Genomic DNA, 14,827 nt, shown 5'->3' with positions numbered 1-14,827 from the left:
GTTAAGAGGGATTGGCAGCCAGATGCGCGCTCTCGAGATCGCGCACCATGGCGGCGTAAGCGGCAAAGGCTGGGGATCCGGACGACTGCGTCGGGTTGATGCCGTCCTTGATGGCTTCAGCAAACAGATCCGGCTTCCTGCGCAGCCCTTCGGCCAGCATGTCGAAGCGAGCGTCGATATAGGCGTCCGCTCGGCCCTCGACTGCGCCCTCGCCCGCCTTGGCGATCACGACAGCCTTGCGGATCGCAGCGTCCGAAAGACCGGATGTCTGGACGTTATCGGCAATTGCCTTGGCAAGACCGATCAGATCGGCGCGCGCCTGGGCTCGACGTTCGATTTCCGCCTCGTCGAGAAGAGCTGATTTCAGCGTATCGAGTTCCGCATCCCGGATCGCGATAGCCTTCTGATGGCCGGCCTCTGCGTCGACAAGGCGCTGCCGCAATGTCGTGATGATTTCTGCGGCCTGATCGGAGACTTCGATCTCGATGCCGTCGATCATGATCGTCTTCGTGGGCATCATTCCTTCCTTGTTTTGCTTGTCATCGGAAAAGGGGCGTGGGGCTGCGAGAGGAGAGCAGCCCCACGGTGCGGCTGCATCGCCGATGCGGACTTTCGAGCCCGCCCGGCCACGGCGCACAATGGCAATATGGTTGATGCGAATGTTTCGCTGGATAGCGTCGTAGGCTTCGCCTGATGGCGTAACGCCTGCCGTGAAATCGACATCGCAGACATAGCCGGCTGACAGTTCCTGCTTGCCGCTTTCGATGTCCTGAATGGCGTCTTCGTCACTGACCATCAGCGGTACACGGAGAAATATGCCTTCACCGGCGATCTCGTCACCGGTCTGACCGACGGCGTATTTCTTCCAGTTTTCCGAGGTGACCATTTCGGGTGGGTGTTCATTTGTCACCGGACGGTGCGCGGCACTCTTCAGCGTGTCCTCGGAAAAGACCTCGCCGCCGGGCCGATAGATCCGCACGGTCGGCATTTCTGGCCGGCCGATCTCGGCACCGGCATAATTTTGAATGCCTGTGCGGGCGATGCGGGCATCGGCCACGAGATAGCCGTCTCCCGTCCGCCGCGTTCCCGCGACGGTGACAGTGTCTGTGAAGTTCATGTTGGAATTTCTCCTGGCCGAAGCCAATCTGGTTCGGATGAAAGCCGTTCGCCGTAACGAAGCGTATCGGTCGGCGACGGATCGTTAAGCCGCGTCGGTGCCTGTTTCGGATTGCTCGACCTCATCCGGTCGGCCGGATGTCTTTACAGCCGCCTCCAATCCCGGCAGCGATCCATCCTCGACAAAAGCATTCAGCAGAGCCTCGGAGAGCGCTTGACGCGGAATGATCTCCTCTCCCGAAGCGGAGCCGAACAGGGCTCGCGCCGCTTCCGCCTTCGTCTTGAAGATATCGGCCCGTTCCGCTTCGCTCATCTGCTCCAGCGGCGCCCAGGTCGCGTATATTGCGGGGTCGCGAGCGCCTGTGGCGGAGCGGATGAGGCATTCGTCAAGCCTGGACATTGCCGGCGTATAGTCGAGTTCCTGGATGGCCTGGATACGGTCGTGATAGTTCTTCATATCGGCCGTACCCGTCGCGTTCATTCCGGCTGGCGATTGACCGAGCAACCGGGTGACCGGAATGTCGGCCGCGCCGGCGACGATCTGCAGAAAGGCCATCAGAATATCCGTGAGGCCGGAGAGCGGTGCGCTCTTGCTGTCGTACTCCTCCTCGGCATCGAGGATCAGCGTGCCGTTGACCCCCTTGATTGTATTGGCGAGCGCATAGCGACGCAGCACGGCATCTTCATAGGCCTGATTGCCGATATTGGCGGAGAATTGCGGGACCTTGATGATGTCGATCTTGGCCTCGAAAACGAGGCTGGCGATATTAGCCGCCGTGCTGTCGGCGTTCTTGATCGCATCGAAGGTCGCGGCCAGCACGCTTTCGCCCCATGCATGATTGCCCGGCCCGCCGAACTCTTCATTCGGCGTCATGGCGCCCTTGAAGATGACAAGCTGAGATGGATGAATAGTCACCTGCATGCCATTGGCGCCGGTCAGCGTGTAGAATTTCGGCTTGCCGTACCATTCCGAGGTCGGATCGCTGTCGACGTCGCCGGCAACCAATTGACGGCGTGTCAGCACGGTCAGGTGCTTGATACCACCCTTCCCGATCCGATCCGCCTCGAGCGGCGACGCCGGATCGGTATCTTCGGCGCCGATGAACAAGGCCGCGCCACCGAAGAGGCGTGCCTTGGTCGATGCTTCGAGAACCTTGCCGCGCAGATTGAGCCGGCGCTCTTCGGCGTCGATCAAGCCGATCTGATCGCTCGCAGCCTGCCAGTTTCGCCATTTCCGGCAGCTATCCAGCGCCGGAATATCGACGATCTTGCGCGGCAGCCAGGAGCCGCGATAGGCGGCGATGATCTGCTCGTCCGTCAGGATCGGCTGGGTATAGAAAACAGAGGCCGCCTTGTCGCGGTCGGTGCCCATGCGGGATGCAAGGCTCACCAATCCGTCGCGAACCATCGAGAATACCTGCCCCATGGATTATCCTTTGATGTCATATGATGAAGAGGCTCGCGTCAGCGGCCCTAGAAATTGCTGAAGCTGAAGGAAGAGCTCAATGCGAGCTCGTTCAGCGCATCGGCGAAGGCATCGACCTGATCGTCGAACTGCCCATTCGGAAAGGCGCAGATCTCGTCGAGAAATGCCTCGTTCCAGTCACCACGCAAAAGCTTGACGTTCCCAGCCTCCGCCTGTGCTGATGCCGGCTTGGCGCGGGTCGCCTTATCACCGGTCGGAGATATGGCTTTCACCGGAAAGCCCGCAAGCAGTTTGATCTTGGTCTCGGCATCGGCCTTGCCGGCCGCCCCCGGGTCCTGCGGCATCCGAATCGTCACCGTCGGGCCGTCCTGAGATGCGGCGTTCTTAAGATTGCGCTCCACCTCGGCGGGCGACCAGCGACCCCGCGCGATGGCTTCGACATAGAAGACACCACCGACCAAAGCCATGCGCAGACCCACCGTCCAATCCGGCTTGCGACCGGGACGTGCTTTCGAAGCGGCGAAATCCCAGGCGCGGCAGCGCTTTGCGCCTGAGGGCATTGCCTCGACGATTTCGAAATCTCCGCGCTGAAACAGGCCGCCGGAACGCGGAGCCGGCCGCTGCTGGAACTGACCGGCTACAGCGTAGGAGCCAAGCGGGATCTTGTCTCGCTCGACGACCGCGCGAGGGAAACGTTCAGGGAAGAGCAATTCGCCATCCTCCATCCTCGGATCGATAAATCCGATCGAAGTCCGACAACGGCGTTCCGGCTCGAATTCCATCGGCAGCATCAAGTGCTCATAGCCGAGCCCGAGCGCCAGGATGATGCCGGAGACATCCGCCTCGTGCAGCCGCTGCATCACGACGACGATCGCGGAGCGCTGGGGATCGTTAAGCCGTGTCGGAACGGATTCACGAAAGGTGCGAACCGTCGACAGCCGCTCGGCTTCTGATTCCGCCCCATCGACCGAATGCGGATCGTCGATGATGACACGATCGCCGCGACCGCCGGTCAACCTAGAGAACGGCACGCCCTGGCGCGAGCCCGTGCGGGTATTGGCGAACGCCATCTCGCCGGTCCTTGTCAGCTTGACCTGATCGCCCCAAAGCGCCTGATACCATTCGGAGGCAACAAGGTCGCGCATGCGCCTGTTGTCGCGCTTGGCGTAGTGTTCCGAATAGGAAGCACCGAGATAGCGCATCTGCGGCCTGCCCATCGGCCCCCATTCCCATGCCGGCCAGAAGACGCCGCAAAGCAGGGATTTCATCGTACCCGGCGGCACATTGATCAGCAGCCGGGTAATCTCACCCGCAGTCACCGCTTCAAGATGCTGGCAGATGGCATCGATATGCCAACCATGCACATAGTCGGCGGAGGGCTCGACGACATGCCAGGCTTCACGGACGAAGCCGGTCAGCGATCGGCAATTGGCTCGAAGTCGCTCCGCATCCAAGGCAATCCGGGCGGCAACATCGACCCATTCGCGCTCAGCTCTCCGCTTCGCCTTCTCCTCCTGGATCGCCGCCATCATCGCCGCCGCGCCTGGCAAGCGAACATGAAGGAGATTTGATTGCATCAGCCTTGCTTGAGTTTGGTCAACTAGCTGAGAACGCGATCATGCCGGTCACCTTAACGATAACCGACGCTCGACCGCCACGAGTTAAAGGTTCACATAGTTGATCTTCAGACTATCGATACCAGCATTGTTAATCTGCTGAGACCACGGGCCGTTAAATACCATTCTTCCCAAGCGAGCGTGCGACGCATTCGATGTTAGCAAAAGCGCCTGCGCTCGGGCGACATTCGTGTCCAGCGTATTCTCGGCGACGTAATTGTAAGCGCAAGCGTTGAGGCGAATTGCCGTCTGAGCTGTCGACGCTCCGAAGATGGCAACTCTATTATTGGTAATTCGACAACCAAGAACGGTGCCTGAAGTCCCGTCGACATCAACTACTGCAGAAGACGCGGACCCGCCTCCCATACGATGTTCTATATTATTTCCGTCGATAATGTACTCTCGCCCGTTGAAGAGATAAATCGCTGGCCCGTAAGTTGAATCAATGTTGTTGTCGCGGATAACGTTATGGCCGGCGACACCATCGCTTGCCGCGATCGTGAAGATGGCGATACCAGCTTTCTGGGAAATGGGCGCTCGAATGACATTGCGTGTAATGACGTTGCTGTCGCCGCAATTCGAAAGCTTGATCCCGCCCCAAAAATGATTGTCGCAGATCAAGCTGTTTGATGGGCTACCCTGGACGATGATCGTAGGATTGCACTCCATCTCGAAAGACAAATCATTCGAGGGCATGAAATAGTTCTGCTGCAATATCAGTTTGGAAGAGCTGACCGCTGGAGATCCATCCCAGACAAAGTGAATCGGCCTCCTCCCGCGAACATTCGTGTCGAAATTCGGATATCCCGGCCACCAAGCGGTCCGTTCAATGAAGCAGAAATCTACGCCCGCGACAGGATAGAAATGCATCATGTCAACGCTACTGGTCATAGCGGCTACGGGCGCAAAAATACTTTCAAGAGCCGCATCCCCAAACATGGAGACGCCTTTGTTGAGCAAGCATCGACCGGTATTCGGAACCTCCGACAATCGATAGACACCCTTAGGCACGTAAAGCGTTTTGCCAAGCTGGAATGCTGCTTCTAGAGCGGTATTCAAGGCCGCAGTATCATCAGTAATTCCATCGCCCGTTGCGCCGTAGTCGCGTACATTTATGGCCGTCTGAGCGGCGATATTTTGCGCAGTGGCCGCCGCGCTGAGATCAAATGCTTGATTGGATAAGGTTGTCATTATCTTCCTCCAAAGCTGTTGAGAAAACCAAATGCATAGCAATCGGTTCGCAGAGTCTGATCAGACTGTTTTGATAAGCTAGTTTGCGATTTACCTGAAAACTGGCTCGTGCTCAGTTCTCCGCCTCGCCTGCTCCTCCTGGATCACCACCATCATCGTCACCAGATCCGACAAGCGGCCCGAAGAGAGATTCCAATATCGCAAGCTGCTCGTCCGTAGCGTTGGTCAGGTCTATAGTGACGCCGCGACCTCCCTTGGCCCCGGCGCCGGAGCGTTCGCTTGGCTTTTGATGAACATAGGAGGCCGCGATTTTCGCCATTTCATCGCGCCGTTTCTGATCCGCTTCGTCGTCACGCATCACTTTCAACATGTAATCAAGCGGCGTGTCGTCGGCGGAAACGGCCTTGCGACGGCGCGCACGCGTTTTGCGCGGCGCAACCGGCTTATCGGCATTGGTCATGCTTCAGATTTCCGATGGAATTTTGAAAGGAAACAAGCGGTTCAAAACAATGCTTGTGGTCGACAGCGCGTCGTTGCGACTGTTCTCATCATGCCAAAATAGATACCTCATTTCGGCGCACTTGGCGACACCCTTGAAGGGCACGCACCGAGCAAGGAACGAACACTGTGGCGAACATTACAAATAACAGCTTGAAATCAAAGATAAATGTCGCACTCTTCAGTCCGACGACTTAAGCGACATACGCGTCAATTCACGACAATACTCAAAATGCGCAAGGACCGCCTGATGAGAATCCCGGCACGACAGCATCGTGGTTCAGATGATCCCGCAGACCGAGATTGGGTTCAGCGGTTTATCGCCGGGAATCTCCCGGCCCTGCCCGTTCCCGGCATTCCTGACATTTACCTGCATAGGGCAGGCCCGCAGAGTGGGTTGCGGCGCCTCGCCCAACGAGATCCGGAATTCGGCTCGCCCTACTGGGCACATTATTGGAGCGGGGGATTGGTGCTGGCCCGTTATCTTCTCGACAGGCCGGAAAGCGTGGCCGGCCGTCAAGTGCTTGATCTCGGCGCCGGCTCGGGAATTGTGGGGATTGCAGCCGCAAAGGCAGGCGCGACAAAGGTCTGTGCCACCGACATCGATCCCTATGCAATCTTAGCCACCGAGCTCAACGCGAGGCTCAATAATGTCATGATCGAGGCGATGCCCGCCGATTTGACGAAGGGCGAGCCGCCGGACGTTGACCTTATATGTGTAGGGGATCTGTTCTATGAAGCGGCACTTGCGGAAAGCGTGATAGCATTCCTGGATCGTTGCCTGGCGCACGGAGTTGCGATTTTGATCGGCGATCCTTGGCGGACCTATTTGCCGAAATCGCGGCTTCGGCTTCTCGCAGAATACGCGGTCTCGGACTTCGGCGAGGATGCCGCCAGGACCCAGTCCGCTGGCGTCTTTGCATTCGAATAAAGAAAGTCACCGACTGGAGATATCAATGACCTTTATCGGCAATGCGGGTTCGGACCGCAATTGTCGCTGAGGCGAGAGCAATTCCAGCAAAAGTGCGAAGCGGTTTTGCGTCCGGAATTGCTAGACAACAAAGAGATAGAGCATTTCCATGACTCCGCTTAGAACGGAAATGCTCTAGGCTCTCATCTTGGCACGTCTGCGGTTCCCGCGCTCCAGCTGTTTGGCCAGTTCGGCAAGTTCGGGGCTTGCCGCATCGAAAACGGGCCGTGCGTCATCCGGCAGCCAATGTGTTTCATGCTTGGGCGCCGGGGATTTTGTCCGATCGAAGCCGCCGGGCGCATTCGGCATCATCGGCGATATGCGCGACCAATCCGGCTCCTGCAGCATCGGCGAAACGGCGAAAAGCGCCCTGGCAAGATTCTGGAACTCGCTCTGAATGCGTCGTTCCGCTGTGCGCCGTACGCGCGCCGTTTGGGCGCAGAAATCTCGGAAAGAGCCGGCGATATAGGGCGCCGCAAGACAAAGGGACCAGCGTGAAAGCAGAATGCGCCGCTCCTCATCCTGGACACGAACACGCAGCCATTCCTGCAGGACTTCCTCTGCCCGGCTAATTGCCGCAGCACTTGGGCGATATCGAATGCGGATATCGGCGTGATCCGTCGGCTCTGGCAGAACCTCGGGCCATAGCGTCCTCATCCTGTCGGGACGCACGCCGCGTACATCGAGATGAACCATGGTGTCCGCAGCCTCAACGAAGCGGGCACGAATGATCAGGCTCAAATCGGCGATTTCGGCCGCACGACGGGACAGTTCGTCAAACTGCAAGGCTGACGGGTGCATCAAGTCGTTTCTCCAATTCGCGATAGATTAACGTTCGCAATGTCGCCCGAACGGGCCAAGGCCGTCGCGCCACGGCATCCGTGCGCAATGTGGCGAGCACGATCTCGTCGAAGGCACTCAGCAGGTCGCCTGGGCGCTGCAGCGCCCAATCCTGGCGCTGTGCCAGAACATCGGACACCGCGCCGATCGTGTCAGACCAAAGCTCATCGCGATTACTCCCAGTCTGCCGGATGCAACGCAGAACGAAGACGAGATGGCCATCGCCGTAGCGACCTCGGATTTCCTGCATGGTGCCGCGCGCATGGCTCTCAGCGGGCGCACGGCGGCGATGGACCGGAACCAGTTTGATCCCGAGCCCATCAAGAAGAAGGTCTAGCCTGCCCTTGCTCATGGCGGTTCAACTCCTTTCTTCGGAGAGTTTGATGTCCTCTCCATCTGACAGACGGATCACACGGCGGCACCAGCAGCATTGGCTGATTTGAGCTTGAAGAAGGCTTCCGCCTTGGAAATTGCTTCCACCCGCGCCCCATCGCGCAGCATCGGCGTATTGAGATAGGCAACCATCGCCTCGCCGGCTGCAGCCTTTGCCGCATCCTGCGTTGCAAAGACAATCGGCTCGCCCCGATTATCCCGAAGGATCTCGTTTGTCGCCCGGTGAACCTTGCGAATCCAGCCGAGATGGCCGCCGGCAACAGCTTCTGTTCCGATTTGAAATTCGTTCATGACAACCTCCCCCGGCCGGCCTGGGCCAGGTCTATCTGTAGGGTTTCTGTTTGTTGGCTCTTTAGCGTTTCAGCGTTCGCTATAGTCTGCGAGGAATCCTTGGCCGGGCCGGCGTCTCTCGGCTCGAGCGCGGATCGTCGACAATGCGGAAGTGAAGTTGATCTCCCTCGGGAGCACCGGAATCGTCATCCTCGTGAGATGGCCATGGTGATCTCCAAACGACCGCTTTTAATGCGGTCACGACGGTACCGAAAAATAACGCTGCACCGATGCAAGCGAAAAAGCCCTGAAACATCTCGCTCATGGCAGCATCTCCTGCATGGCGCATTTCCCTTCAACCATCTCCATCGGCTCGATGGCTGCATCACAATCCTCACAATGCAGCTCGATAATTTCGGCGATCGATAAGGTTCGAAAACAACCGGGACATCCCCAGAAGCGATCGAAATACCCAGCCTGAAAAGCTGCCCTCCTGCTTCTGCTGCTTGTGATCATATCTTCACCCCTAAAAACATTACCCGTCGTGTGCAGCGATAGCCTGCCCATCCATCAAATTACGGATCGCGCCACCGGCATCTTGATAGACATGAATTATGTTGATAATAATGATTATGTCAACATGATTTATGTCGGAAATTTTGCAAGGGTCGAGAGATGCAGAAATCCATGGGCGAACGACTGAGAGCGGCACGCGAAGCCGCAAATTATCCATCAGCCACAAAGGCGGCCGAAGCGCTGGGGGTGAGCTTGTCCACCTATCGCGCGCACGAAAACGGTCAGAACGAATTCAGCGCCGATGTCGCCAATCGCTATGCCAAGAAATTCGGCACGACGGCGGCCTATCTGCTGACAGGTGAGGGCCTGCGCAAAACACCCCGCCCGACCCCGAACATCGTCATGTCATTCGACCCCGACGAGCAAGACCAGGACGGATTTGCCGAGAGTGGCGACGAACTCAGCTACAGCCGCGAGCACTGGAAACCGCAGATTGAAGGCGCAACGCCGGAGGTGGACGTCAAACTCGGCGCCGGCAGCGGCATCGTTGGCGAAGTCATCAATCTTCCTGTCGGCTCCGGCAATGTCGCCGGGCATAAGATCGTCGCGGAATGGCTGATTCCCACCGGCTACCTTCGAAACGAGGCAAAGGCATCGCCGAACCACACGATCATCATGGAAGTGGTCGGCGATTCCATGCAGCCGACCTATATGCCGGGCGATCGCGTCATCGTTGACCTCTCCCAGAATCAGATGACCACCGATACCGTCTACGCCATCAGCGACGGCTATACGGAGCCGCAGATCAAACGCCTACAGCGGGTTCCCTTTACACAACCGGGCCAAGTCAAGATCATCTCCGACAATCCGGCACTGGAAACCTTTACCGTCGAATTGGATCGATTGACCATTATCGGCCGAATCTGCGGCCACATTGCCCGCAAATAAAGAGCCATGCAGGCCTCAAAACACCTTTGATGTTCTGAGAGCGCGCATAAACATAAATTATGTTGACATATATTATGTTGGATGACAATCTCACCAATGAGAGCCGTTGGCCCTGAATGGAATGAGCCCGGACAGATATTCAGATCCTGTCCGAAGTCAGCGAAACCAGACAGGCCGGGCATATCGAATGGAAGATTGCAAGGTCATTGAAGGGAGAGTGTCGTTCATGCCGGAGAAATCGAAAGTGTTCATGAGCACGCTGACAGATATCCCGAAGAAAGCAGGCCCTACCCGGCTATCGCTGATCACCGGCATGAGGAAATGACGATGCATACCTCGAAATTCTCCTGCGAATATTCGTTCGACGAACTCAGTATCCGCCTGTGCGATCGTTGGGAAACTGGCTTGCTATTATACGGACGCGCCGAGTTGACATCAGCTGGAGCCGACTACGAAGACGAGTTCTACGTATCCGCAATCAGATTGGATGGGGGGGCTCGGCTAGCGCGGCCGAACGCCTTGAATAATTCAGGCGGCTTCGAGTCGGAGCTGTTTCGGCGAATAGCCGCCGTCATCGAAGACGATGGGACGCAGGCGGGTCGTCACGCCGCCGAACTTTTCGCTATTGAATTGGAACAATCCCGAGAGACCGACTACGATCAAAACCGCAAGACCGCGCAGGAAAGAAACCTGGAGATGCTCGCTGCACATTGAGGTCCGCGACGCACGAACATTACCAACGAAAGGAGGTCACCGAAATTATGGAGATTCCTCACCACGAGCTTGAAGAGATCCGCCGACTGGAGCAGAAGCTGCATCTCCCTGAATTCAGGCAGTCGCCGGCGATCGTGGCGGAACTGCTGGCGCAAGACTTCGTCGAGTTCGGCAGCTCCGGAACCGTCTATGACGACAGAGACGACCTGATCGCCCGTCTGGCCGCGGAAAAGACAGAGAAAGCCCCCTCTCCGGTCATTTCGCGCGACTATGCCTTTCGGCCGATTTCTGCGGACGCCGTCCTCTTGACCTACCGAAGCACTCGGCAGGCCGGAGAAAACGGCCCAGAGCGACACACTCTGCGGAGCTCGATCTGGCAGCGGATCGACGGGCGATGGCAGATGATCTTTCATCAGGGAACGCTCACCGCTCCTCAAGGCTAAGACCTGAAGGGTTGCACCGTGGCGGCGCAGTTGCGAGATCTATTGGATCGGACAGACAACGCAAAGATTAGCGCGGCCCCAACACCGCATCATTGGCCTTGCCGTCGGTCAATCCCAAACTATCCGCCATCCGGATAAGATCGGCGACGGAGTCAGCCCGCATCTTGCGCATCGCCTGCCCCCGATGAACCTTGACGGTAATTTCGCTGAGGCCGATCTCGCCGGCAATCTGCTTGTTCAAAAGGCCTCGCGCGACGAGCGCCATCACCTCGCGTTCGCGAGGCGTAAGCGTGGAGAACCGTTCATGGAGATCAACTTCGGCGGCCTGCTTGCGCAGCCGGGCGCGATCGATTTCGAGAGCCTGCCTGATAGCGTCGAGCAAGTCCTGTTCCCGGAACGGCTTTAGAAGAAACTCCACTGCCCCGGCTTTCATTGCCCTGACTGACATCGGCACGTCACCGTGCCCGGTGAGAAAAATGATCGGGATCGCATACCCCATCCGCGCAAGCTCATCCTGAAAATCAAGACCGCTCGCATCCGGCATTCTGACGTCGAGCACGATGCAGGCCGGCCCTTCCGATCGCGGATAGGTGAGAAAATCCCGCGGGGATGCAAAGCCGCGCGTTTCGTAGCCAACGGACCGCAGGAGGCTGTCCAGTCCGTCGCGCACGGATGGGTCGTCGTCAATGACATAAACGGTCAAGTGCTGCCCCTGCATATCCTACCCCTTTGCCTTTCCGCCAAGCGGCAAGGTGAAACCGAAGACTGCCCCGTGAGGAAAATTCGGCGCCGCATAAACGGTCCCGCCATGCGCTTCGATGATGGATCGAGTGATGGCGAGTCCCATGCCCATGCCTTTCGGCTTGGTGGTATAGAAGGCTTCGAATATCCTGTCGCGCATCTCGGCCGGCATACCGCTACCGGTATCGCGCACACTGACGGTCACTTTCCGTTCGTCCGCCGCAGCGCTGACGAGCAGTTCGCGGGCGTCCGCATCGACATCAACAAGGGCTTCGATCGCATTCATGACGAGATTGAGGATCACCTGCTGAAGCTGAACGCGATCGCCGGCCACCAATGGCAGGTCACTCGCCAATTCCGCGCGGAAGAGTATTTGATTTCTGCGAATCTCGCCGCGGATGAGTTCCAGCACGTCATTGATCGCTTCGACCAGATCGATCGTATCGCGAGACGGCGAGGAGCGCGCGACGAGACCTCGGACACGGCCGATGATGTCGCCTGCCCGCCCGGCATCTGCGACGATTCTCTCGATAGCACGACGCGCTTCGTCATTGTCGGCCGGCGTTGCAGACAGCCATCGCAGCGCGGCATTGCCATTGGCGGCAATAGCGGTGATCGGTTGGCTGACCTCATGCGCTATGGACGTACCTAACTCGCCAACGATCATGAGACGAGACATGCGTGCGAGCTCCGATTGCGCCTGTCGCGCCTTGGCATCAAGCATTTCGATCCTAATTGCGAGATAAGTGGTCGCACCGATCGCCACCAGGCTAAGGATACTGTTGATCAAGCCCGCCTGTGAAGCGCCATAGCGCGTCAGGAAATAGCTGATGACCGTCAGGGCGGCACAGGCAATCCCAACCATCGCGATCGCCCCGGTTCTACCAGAATACACCGCCAGCAGGATCACCGCGACGTAGAGAACGGCAAAGGCAATCTCCAGTTCCGTGATCGTGTCGCCAATGAAAATGAGCCCGGCCAAAACCGCGATGCCAAGCCAAAGTAAGGGCATTTCAAAAAGGTATTTCAGAAATTCGCGCCTCATCCCTTGCATCCCAGCGTCAGTGTTCCCGCCACATTGCGAGCAGGAGCTGCAAACTGCCTGACCCGAAGCGTCAAGACAACTGCCGCGCCCTTCCACATGGCTTTCATACAGCATTCCCCTTGCATGATGAGAGCTTGGACATGTGCGTGCCTGGCAATGGCAAGTGGCGCCGGACAACCGTGCAGCGCTCGTATCGAAAGCGGCCCGATCAAACGCGATGGTCATTGTTGTCATTTCCGGCATAGCGACTGAAAAGGCGACGGCGCTGACGACGTCGGAGAACGGCAAGGCTCGCTTTGTTGAGGCCAGCTGCCCAGCGAAGCAACGCCCGCGTCCGGTTCGGGGACAGAAATCCGTTGAAGAACAGACCCGTAGCCAATCTCATCAGCCAATGTGCGCACCAGAGAAGCACAAGCATATGCATCAGGCTGATAAAATCCCTCAGCCTCGCCATGCGCGCAGCGAAGCTTCCTTGAGGCGGGGATTGGCGGTGCTTTCTCTTGCGTGGCCCGCCCAGCTTGTTCCTATTAAGAACTTCCAGGAAGCGACCGAGCTCTTCGTTGTCTCTAGGCATATCCATCCGTCCCGCAGCCAGACAGGCCGCGCGAGCCCAGACCGCCAAAATTACGATCTGCCGGATCTCATGCGCTAAGTCCTGCCTTGGCGGCCTATCAAATTCAGCGATGCAATAGGGCCGGTCGCCGCCTCCGTCGGCGGCAACCATTTCACGTCCGTTTCACCCCTTGGCTTCAACTCGGGTTCTCCAGCGTGAACAGATCGGCATTTTCGTCATAGGCGAAGTATTCCGCATAGCGGGCCCAGTTCGTAACGGCCTTGAGCGTGATGTCGGCATTGTCCTCCGACATGTAGTCCTCCAGCTCATCGCGGAAGCGCCGCGCGGGCGCGCGATGGGTCGGCCGTTCGTCAAGGACGCGCCGGATATGCGCCGCCAGCGGCACGTAAATCGCCAGATGCTGCTCGAAGAGCCTCTTCCGCTCGTCGACATCGCTGTCGGAAAAACGAAGGCCGGGCGCCGTCAGCTTGATGTCGCCCCCCTCGAGATCGGCGAAACGCAACAGTTGCAATGTTTCGGCAACCGGAAACAGATCGTCGATATCGAGATGCAGGTGGGTGGCGAGCGGCGGGAGATCGGCCTGTCCGCGATAGGGTTCGGCGGCGACCGTCTCGATGAGACCCGACATCGGGTTGGTCGACACGCGCGGCAGCGCCATGGCGATACCCGTGCCGGGGAACAGCCCCTCGCGCGTGGGCGCTCCGGTTTTCACCGTCATGCGGGCATAGATGTCCTCGACCAGCATGCGGAATGCCGGATCGAGTCGATTGCGCGGCTGCGGCAAATCCACATGGATCTCGGCAATCACGCGGCCGGGATTCGATCCGAAGATCAGAATGCGGTCGCACATCAATACCGCTTCCTCGATGTTGTGCGTCACCATGAGCACCGACTCGATCGGCATCCGGCCTTCGCACCACAGATCGAGCAGATCGGTACGCAGCGTCTCCGCCGTCAGCACGTCGAGCGCCGAAAAGGGTTCATCCATCAGCAGAACTTTCGGCCGGACGACGAGCGCGCGGGCAAGGCCAACGCGCTGGCGCATACCGCCAGACAACTCCTTCGGATAGGCACTTTCAAAACCGTCGAGACCGATGAGGTCGATGGCTGCGAGCGCCCGCTTGCGCCGCTCGGCCGGAGCGACGCCCTGAGCCTCGAGACCAAGCTCGACGTTTTGCAGCACCGTCAGCCAGGGAAAGAGCGCAAAGCTCTGAAAAACCACGGCAACGTCGGAATTGGGGCCAAGAACCGGACGCCCCTCGAAAGTGATGTCGCCCTTGCTTGGGCGGATGAGGCCTGCAATCGCGCGCAGCAGCGTGGACTTGCCGGAGCCGGAGCGGCCTAGCAAGCCAACGATTTCATTGGGATAAAGCTGGAGGTCAACATTCTCAAGCACGACCAGCGAGCCAGAGGCCCCTTTGTCATAGGTCTGGCACACCTGCTTGGCGAGAACCAGGGGCGAGCTCCTTGCGATTTCAGCTTTCTTGGAGATGACAGCGTTTTCCATGTTCGGTTCTCCGATCTGA

Annotated in this window: 17 protein-coding genes; 5 read left to right on the top strand and 12 right to left on the bottom strand. The window is 58.2% G+C overall.

The features are described 5' to 3' along the window. Nucleotide 1: 1 nt before the first annotated feature. The 5 genes from BJ928_RS19435 to BJ928_RS19415 form a co-directional block, all read right to left on the bottom strand. A complete protein-coding gene (locus tag BJ928_RS19435) occupies nucleotides 2–1,117 on the bottom strand; it encodes a DUF2213 domain-containing protein (protein WP_047632004.1) in 1,116 nt (371 codons plus the stop codon). A gap of 84 nt (nucleotides 1,118–1,201) precedes the next feature. Next, nucleotides 1,202–2,542: a phage portal protein gene (locus BJ928_RS19430; RefSeq protein WP_047632005.1), complete on the bottom strand. Its 1,341-nt coding sequence runs from the start codon at nucleotides 2,540–2,542 to the stop codon at nucleotides 1,202–1,204. 47 nt (nucleotides 2,543–2,589) lie between these two features. Then, nucleotides 2,590–4,119, bottom strand: a complete 1,530-nt coding sequence (terL, locus tag BJ928_RS19425) for a phage terminase large subunit (RefSeq protein WP_245432429.1) — start codon at nucleotides 4,117–4,119, stop codon at nucleotides 2,590–2,592. A gap of 84 nt (nucleotides 4,120–4,203) precedes the next feature. Further along, nucleotides 4,204–5,349, bottom strand: coding sequence for a right-handed parallel beta-helix repeat-containing protein (locus BJ928_RS19420; RefSeq protein ID WP_047632006.1), 1,146 nt, complete (start codon nucleotides 5,347–5,349; stop codon nucleotides 4,204–4,206). A gap of 112 nt (nucleotides 5,350–5,461) precedes the next feature. Then, nucleotides 5,462–5,809, bottom strand: coding sequence for a hypothetical protein (locus BJ928_RS19415; protein WP_047632007.1), 348 nt, complete (start codon nucleotides 5,807–5,809; stop codon nucleotides 5,462–5,464). A gap of 288 nt (nucleotides 5,810–6,097) precedes the next feature. On the opposite strand from BJ928_RS19415, the gene BJ928_RS19410 reads away from it, so the two are divergent. Further along, nucleotides 6,098–6,778, top strand: coding sequence for a 50S ribosomal protein L11 methyltransferase (locus BJ928_RS19410; RefSeq protein ID WP_052227741.1), 681 nt, complete (start codon nucleotides 6,098–6,100; stop codon nucleotides 6,776–6,778). 174 nt (nucleotides 6,779–6,952) lie between these two features. On the opposite strand, the gene BJ928_RS19405 is transcribed toward BJ928_RS19410, so the two are convergent. From BJ928_RS19405 to BJ928_RS19385, 4 genes are all read right to left on the bottom strand, one after another. After that, nucleotides 6,953–7,618: a DUF6362 family protein gene (locus BJ928_RS19405; RefSeq protein ID WP_047632009.1), complete on the bottom strand. Its 666-nt coding sequence runs from the start codon at nucleotides 7,616–7,618 to the stop codon at nucleotides 6,953–6,955. Continuing rightward, a complete protein-coding gene (locus tag BJ928_RS19400; protein ID WP_047632010.1) occupies nucleotides 7,593–8,009 on the bottom strand; it encodes a hypothetical protein in 417 nt (138 codons plus the stop codon). Before BJ928_RS19400 ends, BJ928_RS19405 begins: the two co-directional genes overlap by 26 nt. Before the next feature lie 56 nt (nucleotides 8,010–8,065). Next, entirely contained in the window at nucleotides 8,066–8,341 is a 276-nt protein-coding gene (locus tag BJ928_RS19395) for a hypothetical protein (protein ID WP_047632011.1), read from the bottom strand. A gap of 300 nt (nucleotides 8,342–8,641) precedes the next feature. Further along, a complete protein-coding gene (locus BJ928_RS19385) occupies nucleotides 8,642–8,836 on the bottom strand; it encodes a hypothetical protein (protein WP_063769463.1) in 195 nt (64 codons plus the stop codon). A 159-nt stretch (nucleotides 8,837–8,995) separates the two neighbouring features. Between BJ928_RS19385 and BJ928_RS19380 the strand changes: the two genes are divergently transcribed. From BJ928_RS19380 to BJ928_RS19370, 3 genes are all read left to right on the top strand, one after another. Beyond that, a complete protein-coding gene (locus BJ928_RS19380) occupies nucleotides 8,996–9,784 on the top strand; it encodes a LexA family transcriptional regulator (protein WP_047632013.1) in 789 nt (262 codons plus the stop codon). A gap of 327 nt (nucleotides 9,785–10,111) precedes the next feature. Then, nucleotides 10,112–10,498, top strand: a complete 387-nt coding sequence (locus BJ928_RS19375) for a hypothetical protein (RefSeq protein WP_245432425.1) — start codon at nucleotides 10,112–10,114, stop codon at nucleotides 10,496–10,498. Further along, a complete protein-coding gene (locus BJ928_RS19370; RefSeq protein ID WP_245432424.1) occupies nucleotides 10,495–10,941 on the top strand; it encodes a DUF4440 domain-containing protein in 447 nt (148 codons plus the stop codon). Before BJ928_RS19375 ends, BJ928_RS19370 begins: the two co-directional genes overlap by 4 nt. Nucleotides 10,942–11,008: 67 nt before the next feature. Here BJ928_RS19370 and BJ928_RS19365 read toward each other — a convergent pair whose 3' ends face one another. Further along, nucleotides 11,009–11,659 (bottom strand): response regulator transcription factor, encoded by a 651-nt coding sequence (locus tag BJ928_RS19365; protein ID WP_047632016.1) that lies wholly within the window; start codon nucleotides 11,657–11,659, stop codon nucleotides 11,009–11,011. Between the two features lie 3 nt (nucleotides 11,660–11,662). Then, on the bottom strand, nucleotides 11,663–12,727 hold the full coding sequence (locus BJ928_RS19360; protein ID WP_047632017.1) for an ATP-binding protein: 1,065 nt from the start codon (nucleotides 12,725–12,727) through the stop codon (nucleotides 11,663–11,665). A gap of 142 nt (nucleotides 12,728–12,869) precedes the next feature. On the opposite strand from BJ928_RS19360, the gene BJ928_RS38555 reads away from it, so the two are divergent. Further along, nucleotides 12,870–13,379 (top strand): hypothetical protein, encoded by a 510-nt coding sequence (locus BJ928_RS38555; protein ID WP_147413920.1) that lies wholly within the window; start codon nucleotides 12,870–12,872, stop codon nucleotides 13,377–13,379. 97 nt (nucleotides 13,380–13,476) lie between these two features. Here the strand turns inward: BJ928_RS38555 and BJ928_RS19350 are convergent, their stop codons facing one another. Next, nucleotides 13,477–14,808: a nitrate/sulfonate/bicarbonate ABC transporter ATP-binding protein gene (locus BJ928_RS19350; RefSeq protein ID WP_047632019.1), complete on the bottom strand. Its 1,332-nt coding sequence runs from the start codon at nucleotides 14,806–14,808 to the stop codon at nucleotides 13,477–13,479. Nucleotides 14,809–14,827 lie beyond the last annotated feature (19 nt).

The organism is Rhizobium sp. WW_1, assembly GCF_003610155.1.
GTDB lineage: Bacteria > Pseudomonadota > Alphaproteobacteria > Rhizobiales > Rhizobiaceae > Rhizobium > Rhizobium tropici_A.
This window is presented reverse-complemented; position numbering and strand designations above follow the sequence as displayed.

Excerpts from the sequence above, each read along its gene's own strand:
- BJ928_RS19435 (WP_047632004.1), bottom strand. The coding sequence starts at position 1,117 with ATGAACTTCACAGACACTGTCACCGTCGCGGGAACGCGGCGGACGGGA.
- BJ928_RS19430 (WP_047632005.1), bottom strand. The coding sequence starts at position 2,542 with ATGGGGCAGGTATTCTCGATGGTTCGCGACGGATTGGTGAGCCTTGCA.
- terL (WP_245432429.1), bottom strand. The coding sequence starts at position 4,119 with ATGCAATCAAATCTCCTTCATGTTCGCTTGCCAGGCGCGGCGGCGATG.
- BJ928_RS19420 (WP_047632006.1), bottom strand. The coding sequence starts at position 5,349 with ATGACAACCTTATCCAATCAAGCATTTGATCTCAGCGCGGCGGCCACT.
- BJ928_RS19415 (WP_047632007.1), bottom strand. The coding sequence starts at position 5,809 with ATGACCAATGCCGATAAGCCGGTTGCGCCGCGCAAAACGCGTGCGCGC.
- BJ928_RS19410 (WP_052227741.1), top strand. The coding sequence starts at position 6,098 with ATGAGAATCCCGGCACGACAGCATCGTGGTTCAGATGATCCCGCAGAC.
- BJ928_RS19405 (WP_047632009.1), bottom strand. The coding sequence starts at position 7,618 with ATGCACCCGTCAGCCTTGCAGTTTGACGAACTGTCCCGTCGTGCGGCC.
- BJ928_RS19400 (WP_047632010.1), bottom strand. The coding sequence starts at position 8,009 with ATGAGCAAGGGCAGGCTAGACCTTCTTCTTGATGGGCTCGGGATCAAA.
- BJ928_RS19395 (WP_047632011.1), bottom strand. The coding sequence starts at position 8,341 with ATGAACGAATTTCAAATCGGAACAGAAGCTGTTGCCGGCGGCCATCTC.
- BJ928_RS19385 (WP_063769463.1), bottom strand. The coding sequence starts at position 8,836 with ATGATCACAAGCAGCAGAAGCAGGAGGGCAGCTTTTCAGGCTGGGTAT.
- BJ928_RS19380 (WP_047632013.1), top strand. The coding sequence starts at position 8,996 with ATGCAGAAATCCATGGGCGAACGACTGAGAGCGGCACGCGAAGCCGCA.
- BJ928_RS19375 (WP_245432425.1), top strand. The coding sequence starts at position 10,112 with ATGCATACCTCGAAATTCTCCTGCGAATATTCGTTCGACGAACTCAGT.
- BJ928_RS19365 (WP_047632016.1), bottom strand. The coding sequence starts at position 11,659 with ATGCAGGGGCAGCACTTGACCGTTTATGTCATTGACGACGACCCATCC.
- BJ928_RS19360 (WP_047632017.1), bottom strand. The coding sequence starts at position 12,727 with ATGAGGCGCGAATTTCTGAAATACCTTTTTGAAATGCCCTTACTTTGG.
- BJ928_RS19350 (WP_047632019.1), bottom strand. The coding sequence starts at position 14,808 with ATGGAAAACGCTGTCATCTCCAAGAAAGCTGAAATCGCAAGGAGCTCG.